24 protein-coding genes and 1 pseudogene are annotated in these 21,471 nt (G+C 39.3%); 12 read left to right on the top strand and 13 right to left on the bottom strand.

Annotated elements, in window-relative coordinates; translation table 11 throughout:
• Positions 1 to 64: 64 nt before the first annotated feature.
• Entirely contained in the window at positions 65 to 694 is a 630-nt protein-coding gene (locus P9B04_RS21970) for a precorrin-8X methylmutase (protein WP_342057097.1), read from the bottom strand.
• A 21-nt stretch (positions 695 to 715) separates the two neighbouring features.
• Positions 716 to 1,528, bottom strand: coding sequence for a TPM domain-containing protein (locus P9B04_RS21965; protein WP_342057096.1), 813 nt, complete (start codon positions 1,526 to 1,528; stop codon positions 716 to 718).
• Between the two features lie 323 nt (positions 1,529 to 1,851).
• Here P9B04_RS21965 and ggpS point away from each other — a divergent pair, with 323 nt between their 5' ends.
• Positions 1,852 to 3,363, top strand: coding sequence for a glucosylglycerol-phosphate synthase (ggpS, locus tag P9B04_RS21960; protein ID WP_342057095.1), 1,512 nt, complete (start codon positions 1,852 to 1,854; stop codon positions 3,361 to 3,363).
• Between the two features lie 124 nt (positions 3,364 to 3,487).
• Positions 3,488 to 3,655 (top strand): hypothetical protein, encoded by a 168-nt coding sequence (locus P9B04_RS21955; RefSeq protein ID WP_342057094.1) that lies wholly within the window; start codon positions 3,488 to 3,490, stop codon positions 3,653 to 3,655.
• Between the two features lie 284 nt (positions 3,656 to 3,939).
• Here the strand turns inward: P9B04_RS21955 and P9B04_RS21950 are convergent, their stop codons facing one another.
• From P9B04_RS21950 to P9B04_RS21940, 3 genes are all read right to left on the bottom strand, one after another.
• Complete coding sequence (locus tag P9B04_RS21950; RefSeq protein ID WP_342057093.1) at positions 3,940 to 4,218, bottom strand: hypothetical protein; 279 nt, start codon at positions 4,216 to 4,218, stop codon at positions 3,940 to 3,942.
• A 194-nt stretch (positions 4,219 to 4,412) separates the two neighbouring features.
• On the bottom strand, positions 4,413 to 5,060 hold the full coding sequence (locus P9B04_RS21945; RefSeq protein WP_342057092.1) for a DUF2834 domain-containing protein: 648 nt from the start codon (positions 5,058 to 5,060) through the stop codon (positions 4,413 to 4,415).
• Positions 5,061 to 5,078: 18 nt separating this feature from the next.
• The gene (locus P9B04_RS21940) at positions 5,079 to 5,489 is read right to left on the bottom strand and encodes a hypothetical protein (RefSeq protein WP_342057091.1); all 411 of its coding nucleotides are present in this window, start codon (positions 5,487 to 5,489) and stop codon (positions 5,079 to 5,081) included.
• A 94-nt stretch (positions 5,490 to 5,583) separates the two neighbouring features.
• Between P9B04_RS21940 and petN the strand changes: the two genes are divergently transcribed.
• Both petN and P9B04_RS21930 read left to right on the top strand, forming a co-directional pair.
• Entirely contained in the window at positions 5,584 to 5,673 is a 90-nt protein-coding gene (gene petN / locus P9B04_RS21935) for a cytochrome b6-f complex subunit PetN (protein ID WP_008277373.1), read from the top strand.
• 4 nt (positions 5,674 to 5,677) lie between these two features.
• Entirely contained in the window at positions 5,678 to 5,821 is a 144-nt protein-coding gene (locus P9B04_RS21930; protein WP_342057090.1) for a hypothetical protein, read from the top strand.
• Between the two features lie 28 nt (positions 5,822 to 5,849).
• Here the strand turns inward: P9B04_RS21930 and rnc are convergent, their stop codons facing one another.
• The 4 genes from rnc to P9B04_RS21910 all read right to left on the bottom strand — a co-directional run bounded on the left by rnc (position 5,850) and on the right by P9B04_RS21910 (position 10,053).
• Entirely contained in the window at positions 5,850 to 6,575 is a 726-nt protein-coding gene (rnc, locus tag P9B04_RS21925; protein WP_342057089.1) for a ribonuclease III, read from the bottom strand.
• A 276-nt stretch (positions 6,576 to 6,851) separates the two neighbouring features.
• Entirely contained in the window at positions 6,852 to 8,090 is a 1,239-nt protein-coding gene (gene trpB, locus P9B04_RS21920) for a tryptophan synthase subunit beta (RefSeq protein ID WP_342057088.1), read from the bottom strand.
• 107 nt (positions 8,091 to 8,197) lie between these two features.
• Positions 8,198 to 9,469 (bottom strand): RNA-guided endonuclease InsQ/TnpB family protein, encoded by a 1,272-nt coding sequence (locus P9B04_RS21915; protein ID WP_342057087.1) that lies wholly within the window; start codon positions 9,467 to 9,469, stop codon positions 8,198 to 8,200.
• A gap of 206 nt (positions 9,470 to 9,675) precedes the next feature.
• The gene (locus P9B04_RS21910; RefSeq protein ID WP_342057086.1) at positions 9,676 to 10,053 is read right to left on the bottom strand and encodes an alr0857 family protein; all 378 of its coding nucleotides are present in this window, start codon (positions 10,051 to 10,053) and stop codon (positions 9,676 to 9,678) included.
• A 535-nt stretch (positions 10,054 to 10,588) separates the two neighbouring features.
• Here P9B04_RS21910 and P9B04_RS21905 point away from each other — a divergent pair.
• Positions 10,589 to 10,921: a hypothetical protein gene (locus P9B04_RS21905; protein WP_342057085.1), complete on the top strand. Its 333-nt coding sequence runs from the start codon at positions 10,589 to 10,591 to the stop codon at positions 10,919 to 10,921.
• A 169-nt stretch (positions 10,922 to 11,090) separates the two neighbouring features.
• Here P9B04_RS21905 and hpsJ-B read toward each other — a convergent pair whose 3' ends face one another.
• Positions 11,091 to 11,912, bottom strand: a complete 822-nt coding sequence (gene hpsJ-B / locus P9B04_RS21900; protein WP_342057084.1) for a hormogonium polysaccharide biosynthesis protein HpsJ — start codon at positions 11,910 to 11,912, stop codon at positions 11,091 to 11,093.
• A gap of 254 nt (positions 11,913 to 12,166) precedes the next feature.
• Here hpsJ-B and pgl point away from each other — a divergent pair, with 254 nt between their 5' ends.
• The 4 genes from pgl (at position 12,167) to P9B04_RS21880 (ending at position 15,228) form a co-directional block, all read left to right on the top strand.
• Positions 12,167 to 12,889: a 6-phosphogluconolactonase gene (pgl, locus tag P9B04_RS21895; protein ID WP_342057083.1), complete on the top strand. Its 723-nt coding sequence runs from the start codon at positions 12,167 to 12,169 to the stop codon at positions 12,887 to 12,889.
• Between the two features lie 20 nt (positions 12,890 to 12,909).
• The gene (locus P9B04_RS21890; protein WP_446718030.1) at positions 12,910 to 12,990 is read left to right on the top strand and encodes a hypothetical protein; all 81 of its coding nucleotides are present in this window, start codon (positions 12,910 to 12,912) and stop codon (positions 12,988 to 12,990) included.
• 60 nt (positions 12,991 to 13,050) lie between these two features.
• Positions 13,051 to 14,490, top strand: coding sequence for a TldD/PmbA family protein (locus P9B04_RS21885; protein WP_342057082.1), 1,440 nt, complete (start codon positions 13,051 to 13,053; stop codon positions 14,488 to 14,490).
• 162 nt (positions 14,491 to 14,652) lie between these two features.
• Positions 14,653 to 15,228 carry a type IV pilin protein gene (locus P9B04_RS21880; protein WP_342057081.1) on the top strand — a complete coding sequence of 192 codons (576 nt, stop codon included), beginning with the start codon at positions 14,653 to 14,655 and terminating at the stop codon, positions 15,226 to 15,228.
• Between the two features lie 211 nt (positions 15,229 to 15,439).
• On the opposite strand, the gene ccsB is transcribed toward P9B04_RS21880, so the two are convergent.
• Positions 15,440 to 16,447, bottom strand: coding sequence for a c-type cytochrome biogenesis protein CcsB (gene ccsB / locus P9B04_RS21875; RefSeq protein WP_342057080.1), 1,008 nt, complete (start codon positions 16,445 to 16,447; stop codon positions 15,440 to 15,442).
• Positions 16,448 to 16,740: 293 nt separating this feature from the next.
• On the opposite strand from ccsB, the gene P9B04_RS21870 reads away from it, so the two are divergent.
• From P9B04_RS21870 to P9B04_RS21860, 3 genes are all read left to right on the top strand, one after another.
• Complete coding sequence (locus P9B04_RS21870; protein WP_342057079.1) at positions 16,741 to 18,186, top strand: bifunctional orotidine-5'-phosphate decarboxylase/orotate phosphoribosyltransferase; 1,446 nt, start codon at positions 16,741 to 16,743, stop codon at positions 18,184 to 18,186.
• A 50-nt stretch (positions 18,187 to 18,236) separates the two neighbouring features.
• Positions 18,237 to 19,298: a Holliday junction branch migration DNA helicase RuvB gene (ruvB, locus tag P9B04_RS21865; protein WP_342057078.1), complete on the top strand. Its 1,062-nt coding sequence runs from the start codon at positions 18,237 to 18,239 to the stop codon at positions 19,296 to 19,298.
• A gap of 167 nt (positions 19,299 to 19,465) precedes the next feature.
• Positions 19,466 to 19,924, top strand: coding sequence for a hypothetical protein (locus P9B04_RS21860; RefSeq protein ID WP_342057077.1), 459 nt, complete (start codon positions 19,466 to 19,468; stop codon positions 19,922 to 19,924).
• Between the two features lie 49 nt (positions 19,925 to 19,973).
• On the opposite strand, the gene P9B04_RS21855 is transcribed toward P9B04_RS21860, so the two are convergent.
• Positions 19,974 to 21,047, bottom strand: coding sequence for a Gfo/Idh/MocA family oxidoreductase (locus tag P9B04_RS21855; RefSeq protein ID WP_342057076.1), 1,074 nt, complete (start codon positions 21,045 to 21,047; stop codon positions 19,974 to 19,976).
• A 133-nt stretch (positions 21,048 to 21,180) separates the two neighbouring features.
• Positions 21,181 to 21,417, bottom strand: a pseudogene (locus P9B04_RS21850) (acetate kinase); the annotation flags it as partial.
• Between the last annotated feature and the right edge of the window lie 54 nt (positions 21,418 to 21,471).

The raw sequence follows: 21,471 nt of genomic DNA, 5'->3' as shown, positions 1-21,471 counted from the left end.
GTTCGATGTGTCCGCCTTAGCTATAGTGAGGGACTTCTCCCGACATTTAGTTAACTATCTGAAATCATCTTGCCCCGTTTTTGGACTGATTATAAGCTTGCCAGCTTAAATCTAATAATCCATTGACAATAGCGACTGCTACTACTGCACTTCCTTTACGACCATCCACTGTGATGTTGGGAATCTGGGCATCCTGTAACCGTTCTTTGGCTACATTTGCTCCAATAAATCCGGCGGGAGTGCCGATGACCAAAGCGGGATTAATCTGTTGTTCTTCCACTAACTCCACTAAGGCAGTTAGGGCGGTTTGAGACTCCCCAACGACAAAAATTCCTTCGGGATATCGTTTTGCCAAGGTTTCTATACCCCAAGCAGTGGCGGTTTTTGCTTTCTGGGGTCGGGTAATGGCTTGGGTGCCGCAGTAAACTGGATTAGCAAAGGTGTCCTGAAGATTGGGTACGATACCTACTTGAACCATAGATACATCCACAACCAGAGTACTACGGGCCGCTAAAGCTGCGGCCCCCAGTTGTAAAGCCTTTTCTGAAAAACGGAGCAAAGAAAGGTATTCAAAGTCTGCAGTTTGATAAATAACCCGTCGTACGATTTCGTACTCTGCAGGAGAGAAAACCGTTTGGTTAATTTCTCTGTCAATCATCGCTAGACTTTGAGCATCAGTCGGGTGCCATTCCATAATTAGCACAAAAATTATCGGTTAAGTGTTGGAGTTGGAGGCTGAGGATTGATTCAAGAAGGGGGACAAATAAGCGACTAACACCCCTAAAGCAAATCCCATTACGTTACGGAATAAGGGTAGCCAATCTGAGGTTCTGGTCACCACTGGACCAATACCGAAGGCAATAAAGAGGATGCCCCACAACGGTGAAATGATAAGAACCCACTGCCAAGCAAATACTTGATCGGGTTTACGAGGAGTTCCGGCAAAGCCAAAGACCAAACCACCCACAATGGAGGTAACTAGAGTAAGAATCCATTGCTCTCGGGGTAAACCGGGAACTACGCCACAACCCCCTTTAACTAAACAACCTTTAACTGTGTCTAGAGCGGTTAGGATGGAGGTGTTTTCCCCGTTTTCTCTTATATAATACATATTACCAAAGCGAGCTTGTAATTCGATCCAAAAAGTCCTCGGTAATAATTCGTAAACGTCATCCCCGATACTAAATGAGAGAATGTTGCCACCACGGGAATCAGCTACTAAAAGTATGCTTTTGTCATCTAAACCCCAAAAATTAATGACGGCGCGACCGGGGGAGCGATCGTATTGGGTTAAGACGCGGATTCTCCATCCTGTGTCCGCTTCAAAGGTTTCTATTTCCTGGATTAAGGATTCTTCCTGGAGATCCGGGAGGAAGTTGGCTAAATCTACCACAGGGGTTACCTCGTCGGGTAACAACTCTGGATTATTGACGGCTAAAGCCGGTGAGGGAGAAAAAACTAAAATGAATAAGCCCAGAATAAAGGCTAGTGAGGAAGTTAACCGAGATTTGAAGCCACGTTTTTGCATAAGATTTTGCTATTGAACCGATTGTTAACACTTAAATAAATATTAATCAATTTTACATTTATTTACATTTTTTGGGGGGTTTTAGAAACTGGATGACCGGTTGAACCGAATCTCAGGGGTTTCCCACACTAATAGAGGTTTGCATAGCAGTGTTTTAACGTCTCAGTAGAGTTGAGTATAAAAAGGGAAAAAATTTTTAAACCAATTGTGTTAATATCATAAGCAAAAGAAATATTCTTTAACAACTTAATCTGTGATCTTGGACTCAATTTAGCTAGTGTTAAATCATCCAAATCGACAGAAAACAAACAGAAACCAAGCTTATGAAATCTTCCCTTGTTATTTTATATCACCGCGAACCTTACGATGAAGTTGTAGAAAATGGACAAGTAAGATATCTACCTAAGAAAAGTCCTAATGGTATTGTTCCTACTTTAAAGAGCTTTTTTGCTGATGATAATAATCAAGGAACTTGGATTGCTTGGAAACAAGTTACCCCAGATCAGAAAAACGAATTTGTAAAGAACATTACTGTAGAAGATGACGGAAATTATCGAGTTTCTCGCATTCCTTTGACAGCAGATAAAGTGAGGGATTTTTATCACATCACCTCAAAAGAAGCATTTTGGCCTATATTACACTCATTTCCCTATCACTTTACCAGTGAATCCTCAAATTGGGATACCTTTGTAGAAATTAACCGTCTGTTTGCTGAAGCCGCTTGCGAAGAGGCGGCGGATGATGCCCTAATTTGGGTTCATGACTATAACCTTTGGCTTGCTCCCCAGTTTATTCGGGATAAAAAGCCCAATGCTCGTATCGCTTTCTTCCACCATACCCCATTTCCTTCGGTGGACGTTTTCAACATTTTACCTTGGCGAGAAGCTATTGTGGATAGCCTTCTGTGTTGTGATGTGGTTGGTTTTCATATTCCTCGTTACTCAGAAAACTTTGTCAATGTTGCCCGTAGTTTAAGACCTATTGATATAGTAGAAATAACCAAGGTTACAGGTCATCTCACTCCTGTGGGTATTGCCTTAGCTGAACCAGAAGTGACCACTAAATTAAAGTACAAAAATCAAATTGTTAAGGTGGATGCCTTCCCAGTAGGGACTAACCCCCAAAACATTTTAGCTCTTCTGCACACCCCAGAAGCAGAAGCGAAAATAAAAGAAATTAAAGACACTTTCCCTGGTCGTAAACTGATTATTGCGGCAGGTCGGGTGGATTATGTCAAAGGAAATAAGGAAAAATTAGAGGCTTTTGAACGTTTATTAGACCGTCGCCCTGAATTACACGGTAAAGTTAACTTCATTGTCACTTGTGTGCAAGCAGCTACAGGAATGCAGGTTTATCAAGAAGCACAACGGGAAATTGAGTATTTAGTGGGCAAAATTAACGGACGTTTTGCTACCTTCGACTGGGTTCCCATTCGCTTATCCACTCAACCTATTCCTTTGTTAGATTTATTCTGTTACTACAAGGCAGCTGATATTTGTTGGACAACTCCTCTACGAGATGGGTTAAATTTAGTCGCTAAGGAGTATATTGTCGCCCACGAAGGCAAAGATGGCATACTGGTTTTATCTGAGTTTGTTGGGGCTGCTACCGAACTACCCCAAGCTATCTTAACCAATCCTTACTCTATTAAGTTGATGGATGAGGCAATTGATAAAGCTTTAGATATGTCCACGGAAGAAAAAGAAGAGAAAATGGCGAAAATGTACGAAACGGTGACTAAGTACGATGTTAAATACTGGTCTGACCGTCTCTTAGACTACTTTGCTAACATGACTCGTGAATTTGCCGATGAAAAAGAACCAGCTTTAAAATAAACTGTTTTTTGATTGATTAAAGTCGGTTTTGTTTCCCTGCATCTTTATGTAGGGATTTTTTATTATAATGGGAAAATAAGAACACTTTTGTTTAAAATACAAGTATTTAATTAAGCCATAAATTATGATCTCATCCTTAGAAAAAACTCAAGAAAAGCCACTAAAAAATCAAAGCCAGCAACTCTCAGAAACTGTGTCAAGCCAAGAAACTATCCTCTGTCCTCATTGTAAACGGACAGCTAGTAATGGTATTAAATGTAAAGGAATTTGTGTTGCTGATGACGATTATTAATCTTTACCTCACCTAGTTTACCTCACTAGTACCAAATCCACTTTTTAAACTCATCTTATCTTCTATGAGAGACAGTAGCTAGGGAAGTTTTAGAATTCTAAGCTGTCTATTTAAAAAGGGATTATCTAAATCAGGTTTAGTAAAATTAACGGCAATAACTCAATTACATTACCCCTTTCAATCTAAGTCATTACTTACATCGAAAGGGGTAATGTTATCAAAAAGCTTAGGCTTTTTTGTAGTGGATTAAAAGATATATTATTGAGTTTTGAAGATGAAAAAACTTAAGGACGACAATGGTAAAGAATATCCCAAATATTATCTTTTGCAAAATGATTGAAAGAAGCAGAGGTAGTATTATTAAGTGTCCTCATTAATTTTGGAAAAGAACAAAGTTGACTTCCAAAATGATTATAGATATAAACTTCATTGCCTTCTGTAAACTCGAAATAGAGAAATTCTTGGTGATTAGCATTAGGAAATAGACGCTCTAATTCACTTTGAATAACTTGAGAAAGGGAGTTAATAGTAGAAGGATTAATGGCTATTTTTTCTGTGGGCATTCTATTAAAAAAAGAAAGATACAACAAGTTTTCTTATTTAGGAATTATAGTCAGCAAAAAAAACAATAGCAGTGATCTGGAACACAAATATGCAATAAATGTATTTTTCAATGCGATAATTACATTTTTAAGATGAATTGAGAATTGTAGGATAAGAAATATTACTCTTAGAATGTCAAGCAAAGCAATATCAGTTAATCAGTTTTATTTTCTAGTAAAGAAGGACGAAAACATAGATAAATCAAACTTCCCAATAAAGGGATTAAACTAATTACCCAAAATAAAGCGTCATTGTTAATGTTTCTCCTTAACATATCGTCCCTGATAATAAAAGGAAAAATCAAACAAAGACATAATAAATCTAAACTCATCACATTAATAAATCGTCGATTTTGCCATTCATAAAAGAAATCTGACCAATTCCCAGAAATAGATCCCCAGATTATAAAAACTAGCAAAGTTATAGTTAGAAGAAAATGGAGAATACGAGAGTCACTAAGTTTAATAAATAGATTTTTTTCACCGCTAAATTTTGGGTTTGGTTGCCGTAACACTAAGTAAGGTAAAACGGCAAAAGTTCCTAGTCCTAAAGAAGCGATCGCAAACGGCCAAGCAAGGATTTTTTGTTCTCTTCCATCGATGAATAAAAGATTAGCATAAATAACAGTAACCAGACCAATACTATTAAACACAGCAATAATCAAAGGATTAATTGTGTCCCAGTTGCCGGTTGAAAGATTTTTGATTAATTCTATCGTGTCTGGTTGATTAGGGGGTGCTAATAAAAAACCATAAACTAGAAATCCGAGCCATAATAAACTTAGGAAAATTTTGGTAATCATTAATCTCCTTTAGGTTAATTAAGAAAATAGTTTAATCCAACCTCGTTCAAAAGCAAAATCTAAACAAAAACGAGTAATAGTAAAACAAATAACACTTTCCAACCCTAAAATAGTTAATTGCCCTAAATGATCTAAAAAATCGGGAGACATTTCTACAGGAACTAACCCTCTAACTAACCCAAAAGCAAACACTGCGCCGTCTTTTAAATGGCTATTTTTATCCGTACGAATAATGTAACGATAAGTTACAGCAAAAAGAAACCCGCTAGTAAAAGCGATCGCTACCTTAACCCCTAAACCAATAACATCAGCAACATAAATATCCCAGGTGCTGTAATTAATAGCTAAAATAAGAACATAGGTAATTGTAAAGCCCATGCCTCCTAGATAACCTGCTTTGACCGATTCAATCCGTTCTAAGTTTGACACAGTTATTAACCTTAATATCCACAATCTCACCAAATAGAAGTATCATAGTTGGTGTCGTTTTAATACTCAAGTCATTTTACAGACATAAATTGTTATGGATATTTTAGCTCTCGGTTGGGTTAGCGTGTTAGCTTTATTCACTTGGTCTATCGCTATGGTTGTTTGGGGACGTAACGGTTTCTAGAATTGTGGAAACATCATCTATTCTCAATTTACTCTTTCTCACTGCCTTAGTGTTACTCGTTTTGGTTAGTGGGGGAATAATCTATTTAACAACCGTAGAATGGCGCGATCGTCGTCGTCAAGACCGAGATAAAAAAAGCGGACGCTAAACCCAGGAGGGGACAGTAGTTGTCCTCTCTATACTTTTTCAACTTCCTGATAGACAGAAGAGAAAAAAGCGTCTTTTGCAGCTTCTTGTTCTGCCATTTTTTTGGAACGGCCATAACCCGATCCTAGTTTACGCTCTTTAAGCCAAACCTCTGCAAAAAATCGTTGATGATGGCTTCTATCTTTGTATTTTTCTATAACACGATAGTCGGGTAATATTTTGTATTGTGCTTGTGTCCATTCTTGTAAAGCATCTTTGTAATTTTGGCGGGCTGGATCTGAGCGAATTTCGGCTGCTTTTTTTAACAATGATGGGTCTAACCAAGGGCGGATCAAGGTCATATTTTTGCGACTTAGATATAATGCTCCTAAAACTGCTTCAAAAGCATCTGCCAACCAAGAAACTCTCCCCATTGTATCTTGAGCCACACTATCAGTCATCAAAAGATAGCGGTCCAAACCATAGTTATCTGCTAATTCAGCTAAAGTGCGATCGCTCACTAAAATAGAACGGATAGCTGCAAATTCCCCTACCAATTCATTTGGATAGGTTTCTAATAATATTTCAGCGGACACCAATCTAATAACCGAGTCTCCCACAAATTCTAGTTGTTGATAATTCTTATCCCTAGAAATAGTGGGATGAGTTAGGGCTAAATCCAACAATTCTAAGTTAACCGCTAACTTGTCAGATACTCCTAATTTTTGAAGGCAAGTTTCTAGCTGTTTTGTTCTACGACTATCTAAGAAAACCATTCTCAATATTTTTGTATGTGGTTAGGGAGCGTAATAGCAGTTTTCAATTGGGTGTATCAAAATCTCGGTTTACTTCGACTTCGCTCAGTAACAGTGAGGGTGGGGAGTTTACTTCGACTTCGCTCAGTAAGAGGGAGGGGTGGGAAGAGTGGGGACTATTCTTCTTTGAGTTTGTAATCTATACATAAGAAAATTGCTATGAGAGAGCAAGGAGAAATTAAGGAGATTAAATATAATTCATTTTCAATTCTTAATTTCCCCTGCACTGCCTAAAATTTATTCATTCCCTAAATATTTAGCCACTGTTTGTACATCTTTGTCTCCTCGTCCTGAACAATTAATAATAATACGGGCACTGCCTTCAAGTTGGGGACAAAGGGTTTCTAAATAGGCGATCGCATGGGACGTTTCCAGGGCCGGAATAATACCTTCTAACTCAGATAACCTTTGAAAAGCGGCTACTGCTTCAGCATCGGTAACACTGTAATATTCTGCACGACCACTATCTTTGAGGTAACTGTGTTCTGGTCCAACCCCAGGATAATCTAGTCCTGCGCTAATGGAATGGGGTTCTATAATCTGTCCTTGTTCGTCTTGCAGTAGATAACTCATGGCACCGTGTAATACCCCTGGACGACCTTTAGTTAAGGTTGCAGCGTGTTTTCCAGAGATAATGCTTTCTCCGGCTGCTTCTACTCCGATCAAGCGAATTAAAGGGTCATTGACGAACTCGTAAAACAGCCCCATAGCATTAGAACCGCCACCCACACAGGCTAGTAAAATATTGGGTAAACCGTTCCATTTTTCTTGGCATTGGCGACGGGTTTCTTGACCAATAATTTGATGAAAGTCTCGTACAATCATGGGATAGGGATGGGGACCAGCAACAGAACCCAAAATATAATGGGTGGTTTCCACATTGGTTACCCAGTCTCTAATAGCTTCTGAGGTGGCATCCTTAAGGGTTCCAGTGCCGGCTGAAACAGGTTGCACCGTTGCTCCTAACAGTTTCATACGGAAGACATTGAGCTTTTGCCGTTCCATATCGTGGACACCCATATAAATAACGCATTCCAGACCAAAACGGGCGCAAACCGTCGCTGTTGCTACCCCGTGTTGTCCTGCTCCGGTTTCTGCGATGACTCGCTGTTTGCCCATACGTTTTGCCAGTAGGACTTGAGCGAGGGCGTTGTTGATTTTGTGGGCCCCAGTGTGGTTTAAATCTTCCCGTTTTAGGTAAATTTGGGGGCCAGTCCCGTCCGGGTTGGCGTAATGTTGGGTTAAACGTTCGGCAAAGTAAAGGGGACTGGGACGACCAACATAGTCTTTTAGTAGTTGAGATAATTCTGCTTGAAACTCAGAATCGTTTTTGTAGCGATGATATGCTGTTTCTAGTTCGCTAAGTGCCGGCATTAGGGTTTCAGGCACATATTTTCCCCCATACTTACCAAAGCGTCCGATCTCATCAGGATAATGGGTTTGGGTCGAAGATGGGGCTATAGGTGTGGTTGTCATTGTTATTTTCGTCTTGGTGTTGCCATTAAGCACAAAGCTTTTAATCTCATTAGATCATGGTAGCTGGGTTGTCCATATTTTTCCATGATTTATTGACACTCTCACCGTTAAGCTACGCTGTAACGGGAGATTCTTAAATTCACATTTAAGAGTTCCTGCTTCACAGATTCTTGACTAGACGTTACCGCCCCCGTCAGACCATCTCCACAGGCATTTTCTAACACGCTATGCCCTAGCGCATAATCTTCTACACCACGATTTCTGATTACTTGTGCTGTGGCTACATCTCGATGGGTTTTGTAACCACATTCAGGACAATTATGTTCTCTCACATCAAGGGTTTTCTTGCCTGTATGGAAACCACAATTAGGGCATATTTGAGATGTAAAGTTCTTGTCAACTTCAGCAACAAAAACATCTCTTTTCCACCCCACCCATTTAAGAATGGTTGCAAATTGTCCAAAACCAGCATCAAGACAATGCTTAGACAGCATTCCTCTACTCCATGACCTAAAATCAATATCCTCAATAAAAATTGATTGTGATTGGTCACAAAGACGATGAGCTAACTTAAAATGCCAGTCTTTACGAATATCAGAAATTCGTTGATGTAATCTAGCTATCTTTTGGTTTAACTTGTGTCTATTATTAGACCCTTTCTTCTTATTCCTTAATCTACGTTGCAGCAACTTCCGCTTGCGTTGTAGTCGGTTCAAGAAGCGAGGTCTATCGACAAGTTCACCATCGCTTGTAGCTAAGAATTTGTCTAAACCTAAGTCAATTCCTATTGGATGTCCATGAAAAGGAACATCAGGGATATTGACATCTAACTGTAAAGAAAGCGTCATAAAATAACCACTAGCTTTCCTCACAATGCGAGCTTGTTTTAACTGAAATCCATCAGGTATTTCTCTAGACTTTCTAAACTTTACCCATCCTAATTGTGGTAGCTTAATTTTATTACCTTTAACACAACCTTTTAGCATTTGAGGATACACATAAGACCGCATCCTATACTTGTTTTTAAAGCGAGGAAACCCTAACTTTTTCGACTGCATATCAGCAAAAGCTCTGTCTAAAGTTCTTAAGACTTGCTGTAAGACTTGTGCGTTTACTGATTTGAGTATGTGATTAGTTTTCTTCGCCTTTGTTAAGGCTTTAGCTTGATTGTGATAATTAGGGTAAGGTACGTCAGGAAAAATAATATATTCCTGAATTAATGAGCAAGAATTAACAGGTGATTTTCTAGAACTTAGCCAGTCCTTACGATCTTTCAGAGCATAATTCCAGACAGAACGGCAAACACTTAAAGTATGTTCAATTACCTCAATTTGCTGTTTATTTGGGATTAGCTTAAACTCGTAAGTTAATGTAAGCATTAGTTCGACCATTGTTAAAACTTTCCCCTAGTTTAAGTTAATCTACACGCAATGTCAACTTATGTAAGCTGTATCCCTTTGGTCGGTTTATTTATTGGTTACAATTCATCTCGCCGTTAACCTGTCGGTGTAACGGGAGTCCTCTGGCAACATTTAAGATAGGGAAGAAGGAACCGTTGATCCTGCAGTTGTCCTTCTTGCCTTGCTTAGTTAATTTTAACAGGAGACTCCTGCCAAATTTGGTACAGTAGGGATTCTAAGCGATCGCTTAAACGACAGACAAATAATCCCTCTTCGCTGGCGACATCTTCTCCCAACCAAGTGCCTTCTAAAACTACTTCGATAGAGCGATCATCATAATGATTAATTTCTAGAATTTCTTCTGTAAACAGATCTACATTTTCTAGTAGTTGATTAACATAGGGTAAATCTAAGGAAATTAAAAAGGAAGCACTACTGGGTTCGACGCAGAGACTGGTGCTTGATCGTAAGGCTAAAATCATACGGGTTGTTACCCAAGTTTCTAAGGACTCTTGGAGATGATCTATTACAAATCCATCGTGGGTATAAGTTAGTTTTAACATTGTCTTCTGTAGCTTTAAGAATGGCAGACATCTTTGATGTAATTCGACAAGGAAGAGACAGGTATCATTGGTCAAAAAAGACTTAACACCGAACTCAGGTTGTTATAACTTGCAAATTGCTGTAATTTGCTTTATCTAAACCAAAACCCCCACTTTCTACTAATGAGTAAAGCGGGGGTTAGACAAACCTTTAGGGTTTCAGTGTTTATCTAGGGATGGTAAAGATTGGCCTAGAACACCCGCTTGTAAGGGTTGGGTTTATTGTTGTCTCTCGGGATCGATTATCAGTTAAAAAATTATTAGTTTGGTAGGAGGGGTTTTTTGTTAGAAAATTAAAAATATCAACAGATTTACTAATTCTTTCTGGGTTATTTTTTTCCATCACTTTATTTAGCCAACTTTGGCAACCACTCAGTAGAGATAGGAATAAATGGAAATCAGAGAAAAGTAACATGAACGTTTTCAAGCGTGTTAAAAGAGACTTATTCATACTACACTGATATTACTGAAATGTCTACTTTATGAGGAAAAAATCATGAAAACCTATCCCCGCACCTCAACCACTGAAATGGAAGTCACTAGCATACGTTTAGAAAAAACTCTCAAAGATAAGCTCAAAGCACTTTCAGGCAATCAAGGTTATCAGGCACTGATCAGAGACATTCTTTGGAACTATGTACAGCAGAAATCAGGGGACTACCGACCCAAATTTTCAGTAGCGGATATTCGGGCTACAATTGAAGCAAAGGCGAAAAAAGATGAGAGTTGCGTGCTGAGTGGGACGTTAATCCAGGCAGGAGAACCAATGTTATTGGGATTAACAATTTATGGAGATTTTGTACCACTAAGTCCAGCAAGCATACAGTAAACAATTTGAGTATTTCTATGAAGAGGCAGGAACATTGTGGTTTCTGCCTTCTGTTAGGTGTCGAGTTAGTATATGTGTTTTACCTAAGTTCGATATAAGGAAATTTGCCAATTTCAGGAGTCTCAAACGCGCATTATTTCCTCAAAAAAAACTTAATACCGAACTCCAGTTATTTCGCTTTCGGACGAGAAGGAACCTTTGGTCCTTTGGGTGCGCTAATTTCTGACTTTAAACCAATCCAACCGATAACACTGTAAACAATCGCCAACATCAAACTACTTAAACCAATACGCAGACTTTGCTTGAGAGCTTGAGTAGTTGCTTGACCTTCAGCTTGTCTACGACGTTCGCGAAGTTGAGTTTCTAATTGATTTTTCAACTCATCCGTTCTTGTTTTATATTCTTCTGGATTTTGCGCTAAATCTCGCAATCCCTGTAACTGCTGACGTTGTTGACGTAAGGTTTCTAACTGTTCAGCATTTAGCTGTCTACCTTGAACTTGACCAGCTTCTATCGCTTGATTAAGTCGTTGAATCTGTTCATTAAGCCGCCCAGGATTTTGAGACAAAGTATCCACTTGGGTTAAGAACTGCTGAATTTGCTCTGCTCCTTGACCGACTCCTTGTTCAATTCGCTCTAAAGCATCGGCTTTAGCATTGTTGAGGTTGCTAAGGTGAAAAGGAACCGCCAGTAAAAACAATAATCCCAAAAGAGCGGATATAATATAGACTGGAGCTTTGAGATTTAATGCCGATTTTTTCAAGGTCTTGGTATCAGCTAGACTATCGATAAAGTAGCCAACTAAAATGAATGCCATACCGACAAGAGGGACAACCCCGCGATCAACAATCCCTGCAACTGTAGCAATTTTCCACGATTGACTCTCTAGGTTAGTAGGAAAAATAATGGTCACATAATCCAATAGAGAAGATAGGATAAAGACTACCCCGATCAGTTTGAGGATTAAAGATGTAAATGCTGAATAATTCATTGTTTGTATTAGTTTGTAGATAGCATTTTATTAAAGATAACAGCCAACAGAGAATTTACCTCGATTGCCAAAAGACTTAATAATTATGTGTGAGATTTTATATAAGAGGTGTTGCCATATCGCCTCTTTTTAACCGAATAACTCCGAACTCAGGTTAAAAGATTTAGGAGAAATTCGCAAGGGATACAACAATAGTCTTTACAATGATAGTCTAAACGTTGTTAAAAAGCTTCTTCGACGAGAATAGATTAGGAATGACACAAGTACAAGTATTGTCCGATAAACCTGCTCTGATTGCTCATGCACTAGATTTGATCGTCGACACAATTAATACCACCCTCAAGGAAAAAGAACGGTTAACAATCGCTTTGGCCGGTGGTAGCACCCCAAAACCTCTCTACGAAGCCTTAGCTGAAAAATCCCTACCTTTAGAAAAAATTCATATTTTTTGGGGAGATGAGCGTTATGTTCCTGGGGATCACCCAGACAGCAACCAAAGAATGGCCCGACAAGCTTGGTTGGACAGGGCGGATTTTCCTGCCGCTAACATCCATCCCATGCCTACAGGGAGTAATGATCCCTCTCTGGACGCTCAAACCCACAACCAGGAATTAGAAGCGTTTTTTGGGGTGAAAGCAGGGGAATTGCCTATGTTCGATATTATTCTACTAGGGATGGGGGATGATGGTCATACAGCCTCTTTATTTCCCCAAACAGAAGCCCTAACCATCAGCGATCGCTTGATAACTGTGGGGAATAAGGACGGACAACCTCGTTTAACCTTTACCTATCCTTTGATTAACAACGCTCGTTATGTAATTTTTTTGGTAGCAGGAGAAAATAAAAGACCTGCATTAGCTGAAATTTTTTCTCCTGATGGGGATGAAACCCTTTATCCAGCTAAAGCGGTTAAACCTCAAGGGGAACTGTTGTGGTTGTTGGATGAGGCAGCAGGAGAGCAGGTGAAGGAGATTTAGGCGGCTCCAACGCTACTTATATCAATCACAGGGTTTTATCTCCAGGAAACCGTCATTGTATGCCATCTGGCGATCACATTTCTCTAGGCAAAAGGGATTGAGTTACCTTTATTTTTCAATTGTCTTAAAATAGTAGAAAACTAAAGGTACGTTAGAGATCAATGACCCAAACCCTAGAAACCTGGTTACAAGAAATCCATGTCCCTGCTGATTGGATTGGGTTACGCCAAGTAACTGAAACCTCTACCCTACGATACGTTAGGGATGGTAAACCCCAAAGTAACGGACGCACTCAAAGCAAAGGGGTGATGGTGGAGGTTTTGGCTAAAGGACAAATGGGTTATTGTGCCACTAACCATTTAACCTCGGAAAATATTAAACTGGCGGCAGAAATCGCCTATCAACAAGCCATAACAGCGGCCGATTGGGGAATTTATCCTTTTACTGTTGAACAAAGACCGAAAGCGGTGGGGAACTACCATTCTCCCTACGTTAAACCTTTTGACATTCTTAGTCCTAAAGACATTAACGATTTGCTGTTGAAGGTTAATGAAATACTAAAAGTCAACGATAAAATCGTGAGTACCACTGCGATCGCCCGTTTGCTAGAAACAGAGATAAGACTGGTTAGTAGCAATGGTTCGGATGCTTATCAAAAGTTTTTGCTGATTACCACAGATTACACGGCAACAGCACAAGATAGTAATATTATTCAAAAACGCACTGATAACGGCTTTACAGCTCGTTCTTATCAAGGAGGAATCGAAATACTCGACGAAGCGGATATTTTAAGCCGCGCTCAAAGAATTGGGGAACAGGCCGTAGAATTATTATCAGCCCCTGACTGTCCTACTACCAACACTACTTTAGTATTAGCACCTGACCAAATGATGCTACAAATTCATGAGAGTATTGGTCATCCTTTGGAACTAGATCGCATTTTAGGGGACGAACGCAATTATGCAGGGTCAAGTTTTGTTAATTTGGAGGACTTTGGTAACTTAGTGTATGGTTCCCCTCTTATGAATGTCACTTTTGATCCCTCCGTGTCTGGGGAGTTTGCTAGTTATCGTTTTGATGACGGGGGTAATATAGCTACCCGTGAGTATTTGATTAAGGAAGGGGTGTTATTACGAGGTTTAGGCAGTAAAGAGAGCCAGGTTAGGGCAAATGTGCCAGGTGTGGCTAATTTACGTGCCTGTTCTTGGAATCGTCCCCCTATCGATCGCATGGCTAATATTAACCTGGAACCTGGAGACAGTTCTTTTGAGGAGATGATTAGTAATATTGAGTCTGGAGTGTATATGGAGTCTAATCGTTCTTGGTCCATTGATGATTATCGCAATAAGTTTCAATTTGGCTGTGAATACGCCAAATTAATCGAAAATGGTAAGTTAACTAAAACCTTGAAAAATCCTAATTATCGGGGTATTACTAATCAATTTTGGCGTAGTTTATCTCAACTTGGCGATCGCTCTACTATGGGGGTTTATGGGACTCCTAGTTGTGGTAAAGGGGAACCCAACCAAGCTATTCGTGTTGGCCATGCTTCTCCTGTTTGTGTCTTTGATAATATCGACGTGTTTGGTGGGGTTGGTTAATAATGGACAATTGTTCTGCTTTGATCAAACACAATGAAGAAAAAATCTGACAGTTATATATAAACGATGGTTAAGCTAAGATTATCTTCAATATTTGATAGAAAATTACAACTTATAGGGTATCTTATGTCAAATACTCTATAAGTCTAGTTAATAGTGATAATGAACAGTGGTGAGCTTTTTGGATTAAAAATACTTAAGTATTACCGACAAAATAGAAGAGCCAGTGTCGGTTTTACGCTCCTAGAACTAATCATTACTGTTCTGATTCTAGGGATTTTGGCGACTTTAGCTATTCCCAGTTTTTTAAGTCAAGTAGGACGTTCTCGAGAAACAGAGGCGGTTACATCATTAGGGACTATTAATCGAATTCAAGTCGCTCATCGTTATGAATACGGAGAATTTGCCTTAATTGGGGAGATAACACCGGAAGGAATCAACGAATCTTCCTCTCTTGAACTGGCTTTAAAACCCAAATACTACAATTATAGGGATATTCCTCGTCCTGGAACTGATCATATTCGAGCTAAATATGGCGCACAGGCGATTGATGAATATACTGACAGTTTGAAGAATTATAGCGCAGGAATCAGATACATTCCTAGTCGGAATCATTTTGCAGTGGTTATCTGTCGAGGAAACGATCATACTGAAGATAATATTAACGAGATTAGACCGATAAAACTTGGGGCAAGTGATGAGTGGGTTTGTTTAGGGAATAGCACCGCGATTCGTTAGAAATACTACTAACCTAAGTTCGTTTTTAGGGGTTAGGATTTAAGTTTTTTAACTCAAATTATTATCTTTATCGACACCATCAATACCGACACGCTGAATATACCTGTCTTTATTAAATAAAAATATAGAAGCTACTTGTAGATTTGATATATTTTTCTTATCCCAGATTGTTAGAGACGTTTCATGAAACGTCTCTACAGAGGTTTAACCACTAAAAGAACCATCCATAAGAATGTAAACCTTTTCCTAATATATTAACCCCTAAATAACACACCCAAACCACTACAAAACCACTGGCGGCTAAAATAGCTGGTTTACGGCCTTGCCAACCTTTGGTGATGCGGGCGTGAAGATAGGCGGCAAATACTAACCAAGTGATTAACGCCCAAGTTTCTTTGGGGTCCCAACTCCAATAAGATCCCCAAGCTTCGTTGGCCCAAACTGCGCCGGCAATAATGCCAATAGTTAGTAAAGGGAACCCTAAACCAATGATGCGATAACTAATATTATCTAGGGTGTCGGCTAAACTGAGGAGTTGAGGAGAAAGGGTAACTGGTTCAGATTTAATGGCAACGCTTTCTAATACGGCTGTTCCTCCACCGCCGTTGCTTTGTACTACACTAACGGTAGGTTCTTCTTGATTATCTTTAAATAAATCCCTTTTTAACCTATCCCGATAACCGCCGGTTCCCACGGAACTTCCTTTCAGTTGGATGTCTTGGTTGCGAGTGACTACTAAAAAGGCGATCGCTAAAACCGATCCCACCATCAAAGTAGCGTAACTTAACATCATGACGCTAACGTGCATCATCAACCAGTTGGACTTCAACGCAGGAACCAGAGGTGCAGAAGTTTGCATTTCCGGAGGTAAAGACAGGGCGGCAAAGGCAGTAATACCCATCGCTACCGGTGTTGTCACCACCCCAACCAAGGGACTACGACTCATTTGCTCAGCCAGGAGATGAATAGTTGTTATACCCCAAGCTAGGAAAAATAGGGACTCGTAGAGGTTACTTAAGGGGAAATAACCAGCCTCTAGCCATCGCGCCCCCAAAAGGGTAGCCATGAATAAATTAGCGATCGCCACTCCTGTTGTGCCGATAGTTGGCAACCAAGTTAAACTCCGAAAGGCTGCCCCTGCCCAGTAAATGAGCATAGTTAAGAATAGTAAGAGAAAAGAACTATTATCAAGAAAATTTTGTAACGTAATTAAATCCATATTGTTGAATCTTCCAATGAAAAGTTATTGTTTAGACTGAAGGTAGATTTACGGAGTCCATCACAAAGCTCCGTCTGATCTAGCTTTTGGCTTGAGACGAAAGAACTGAACTTTGCTCTAATAAGTAGGATCTGGATCGGCCTCTATTCTATATTTTAGGACTTTTCTGAGTGATCCAGAGTCTAAGGAATTAATTGTTGTCTGTTTTCTGTTCATAAGTGTTCAAAGGAATACAGGGGAAAGGTTGGTTATGATGGGGTAAAATCAGTCATATTCTAGAGCTAACTTCCTGCATGAATTTTTTTGAGAAATTAACCCAACGGATCACCACCAGCAACACTTTATTGATCCTTGGTCTTGATCCTAACCCAGAAATGATGCCTCAAGATCAAGATACCCATCAAGGACAAGAAAGTTTAATGATTGCCCTAGAAGATTGGTTAAAATGGGTAATTGAGGAAACAGCAGATCTAGTCTGTGCTTATAAACCAACGTTGGGGTTTTATGAAGCATTGGGCAGGGAAGGATTAGACTTATTGTTAAAAGTTATTAAGGCTATTCCTGATCATATTCCTATTATTTTAGATGCAAAACATGGGGATATTAATACCAGTACAGTTTTTGCTCAAGCCATTTTTGAGAGGTGGGGAGTTGATGCGGTAACTGTTAGTCCTTACGCCGGGCAAGATCATATTGCTCCTTTTTTGGTCTATGCAGATCAAGGGGTTTTTATCCTTTGTCATACTTCTAATCCTGGGGCGGTTGTTTTACAAGAATATCCCACAGATGATGCTCCTTTTTACTTACAAGTTATCAAAGAGGCGAAAACTTGGGCAACTCCAGAACAGTTATTTTTAGAAGTAGGAACCACTAATTTAGAGGTAATAAAAAAAATTCGTTCTCTTGCCCCCGAGCGACTATTGTTGATGCGTAGTATTTGGAGTAAAGATAATAATATTTATGAGATCTTAAAAGTTTCTTTAAACAGAATGGGTAGCGGTGTATTAATTCCTGTACCTCAAGATTTTTTGAAATCGAAAAGCTTAAAAGAGAAAGTAACTAATCTCAATCAAGATATTAATCAATGTAGAGATAATATCACTAAAAGTTTGGCAGACTGTGAGCTTTGGAGTCCCAACGTCTGTTTACTCAATTCCCATCCCTATCAAGATTTAATCTTACAACTTTATGATATTGGTTGTTTATTATTTGGAGAATATGTACAAGCATCGGGAGCAACTTTTTCTTATTATATTGATTTGAGAAAAATAATCTCTAAACCCCAATTATTTCATCAAGTTTTAACTGCTTATGGTAATATTTTAAAGACCTTAAAATTTGATAGAATTGCTGGTATTCCCTATGGTTCTCTACCTACAGCAACAGGATTATCTTTAATGTTACATCACCCGATGATTTATCCTAGAAAAGAAGTTAAAGCTCATGGAACCCGTCGTTTAATCGAGGGAAATTTTCAAGCAGGGGAAAAAGTAGTTGTGGTTGATGATATTTTAATTACTGGAAAAAGTGTCAAGGAAGGAGCAGAGAAATTAACTTCATCGGGACTAATTGTTAAAGATATTGTAGTTTTCATCGATCATGAGCAAGGGGTTAAAACTAAGCTGAAAGAAGAAGGTTATAACGCCCACTGTGTTCTAACTATTTCTGAGATTACTGAAACTTTATACGAAGCAGGAAGAATCAATGAGCAGCAGTATAATAGCTTTTTCAAAAACTAATTTTTTTTGTAACACTAGTAAAATAAATAGATGAATCGAGTATTAAGAAAATGACCCTAAAACGTAATCAAAATCCTAACCCTAAGCTCGAAACAAAAGAACGATTAACTAATACACAAATCAATCCCAAACAGGATAATTTAGAAGAAAGTATCCGTCCCCATTCTTTTGATGAATATATGGGACAAAAAGACCTCAAAGATGTCTTATCCATTGTTATCGAAGCTGCCAAAACCCGTAACGAACCCATAGATCATCTCTTATTATATGGTCCTCCTGGTTTGGGGAAAACCACCATTTCCCTTATTTTAGCCTCGCAAATGGGGGTCAATTGTAAGATTACAGCGGCACCTGCTTTAGAAAGACCGAGGGATATTACAGGATTATTGGTTAGCTTAAAGCCGGGGGATATCTTATTTATCGATGAAATTCACCGCCTGAACCGTTTAACCGAAGAATTACTCTATCCAGCGATGGAAGATTATCGTCTTGAAATTACCGTCGGGAAAGGACAAGCTACGAGAACTCGTAGTATTCCCCTACCTAAATTTACCCTAGTGGGTGCAACTACTAAAGTTGGGGCTTTGACTTCTCCTTTACGGGATCGTTTTGGACTGATTCAGAGGTTAAAATTCTATGAACCGGAAGAATTGTCTTTAATTGTGCAACGAACTGCTAAATTATTAAACGCTTCTATTACTGAATCAGGTTCTCTAGAAATCGGTCGACGTTCTCGGGGAACTCCTCGTATTGCGAACCGTTTACTACGAAGAGTCAGGGATTATGTACAAGTTAAAAAATTCGATACCATCACCCAAGAATTGGCAGCAGAAGCGTTGGATATTTATCAAGTAGATCCTCAAGGATTAGATTGGACGGATCGCCTGATTTTAGATACCATGATCAAACAGTTTAATGGGGGACCTGTGGGACTCGAAGCGGTAGCGGCAGCCACAGGAGAGGATCCAAAAACGATCGAAGAAGTTTACGAACCCTATTTATTACAAATTGGTTATCTCAATCGTACTCCTAGAGGAAGAGTTGTTACAGCTACTGCTTATCAACATTTAGGAAAAATAGGAAAAGAACAGTTATCCATTTTTAATGAATAGTAATTTCCAGTAATTAAGATCACACCCGTTAAAATAATTAGCTCCTATCATAGTCCCAAAACCTGGTATCATAGCTATCTTAAGCTCCTGATGTCGAAACGATTCTCCATAAATTTTGTTATGTCGAACTCAGGTTACTAATTTCCTTCTATGACATAAAGATACTGATGAAAACGAAGTCTAATATAATTATTTCTTCACCCCATGTTGTTGTTCCCCATAACTATTGGGAACACTTATTAGGAGAGGTTTTACGGGATGCTGATTTAATTACAGACGCACAGTTACAGACGGTTTTAAGGGATCAGCAAGAATATAAATATCAAAAAATTGGCGAGATATTAGCCTTACGAGGATGGATAAAACAAGAAACAGTTGATTTTTTTGCCGAAGAGTGGAAGAGTTGCCTAAAACAAGGACCCCAATACCCTATTGGACAATATTTAAAACGGGCCGCCCTATTGAAACAAGAAGATATAGAATATATTTTACAGTTACAACAGAGACTTCCCATGAAGTTCGGAAAAATTGCTGTTAGTGAAGGACTTATAAAAAAAACCACTTTAAATTTCTTTATTGAGAGTCTTTTATGCCAACTCTCTAACGACACCTTATTTCGGACTTGATCTTAAAATTAATTGTGACCTGGCAATAACCATTAGATAGACAACTAGGTTAAGAGGAAACACTCATTTTAGAGGGATTCAAATACTGATAGCTAAGCTCAGAATTTTGCCAGACTTTCCCATCTAAAGCCATTTGCTCGATTAAACTTGCTAAACGTAACGCTTTCAACGCCTGAGTACCCCCTACAGAAGGTTGATCTCCCCCTCGCACACAATGAACAAAATGTTCCAATTCTGCGTGTAAAGGTTCTATTTTGGTAGTGTGGACTTTTTCTATCAATCCATCCTGACGATATAATACTTGTCCGTAGTCGGTACTATAGTTAGCTGTGGTTTGGCGGTGAATTAGGATATCGTTGTTGAGGAAATCCGCTTCGGTTAAACAATTTTTGCAATGGGCAGCTAAACGGCGAATTTTACGATGGGTTACTTTACTAGCTGTTAAGGTAGCGACGATCCCATTCGCAAAACCCAAGGTAGCTGTAACGTAGTCCAAATGACCAGAGTTTGAACCACAACTACCACTAGCGGTTAACTTAACGACGGGGGATTTAACCAACTCTAGTAATAAGTCGATGTCGTGTATCATTAAATCTAGAACTACAGATACATCGTTCGCCCGTTGGGAATAAGGACTCATACGATGGGCTTCTAATGCTAACACTTCTTCGGTTTTTAAGACCTTGCTAAGTTCCTGGAAAGCGGGGTTAAAGCGTTCGATATGACCTACCTGTAAAATACCATTAGAACTAGCAGCCTCGTTAACTAATGATTCAGCTTCGGCGATACTAGCGGCGATAGGTTTTTCAATTAGGGTGTGAACACCAGCTTGTAAACAGTCCATACCAACGGAGTGATGCAAGCGAGTAGGAACAGCAATACACACAGCATCTACATGGGGTAGGAGATCCTGATAGTGTTCAAAAAAACGGACTCGATACTTACTTGCGATATCGATTCCCCGTTCTACGTTAACATCGGATACCCCAACTAATTCCACGTCTTTGAGCAGACTTAGAATGCGGCTATGGTGTTGTCCCATATTACCGACTCCGATCACACCGATACGAATGGGATCAAAAATACTTCGCTGTGACTTTAGGGGTTGCTGTGGCTGTGACATCTTTTGGATTACTCCTGTAAACTCCTCCACCGAATTAGATTGCCTCGCTTCTCCATAATCTAGTTAATGAGCCAATCATCAAAGATGTTAACATAGTTTGTCAAAATGTGAAGAAATTTTTAGGTATTTATCGTCAGTGAGTTCTGAGAAGTTGCCAACACTGTTGAGCGATCGCCCAGTCTTCTTGGGTATGGATAACTAAAATTCTTACGGTTGAGTCTTGGGTGGCGATGTCTTCGTCTACGGGAGAGGATTCATTTTTGGTTTTGTCCAATTTTAATCCTAAAAACTCAAAGGCTTCACAGGCTTTTTCTCTTACTAAAACGGCATTTTCTCCTACTCCTGCCGTGAAAATTAGAGCATCTATCCCTCGTGACGACTCCCGACACTGAACGGAGTACCGTTACAGTGCGGGCTTCTCCAA

The organism is Crocosphaera sp. Alani8 (genome assembly GCF_038442745.1).
GTDB lineage: Bacteria > Cyanobacteriota > Cyanobacteriia > Cyanobacteriales > Microcystaceae > Crocosphaera.
This window is presented reverse-complemented; position numbering and strand designations above follow the sequence as displayed.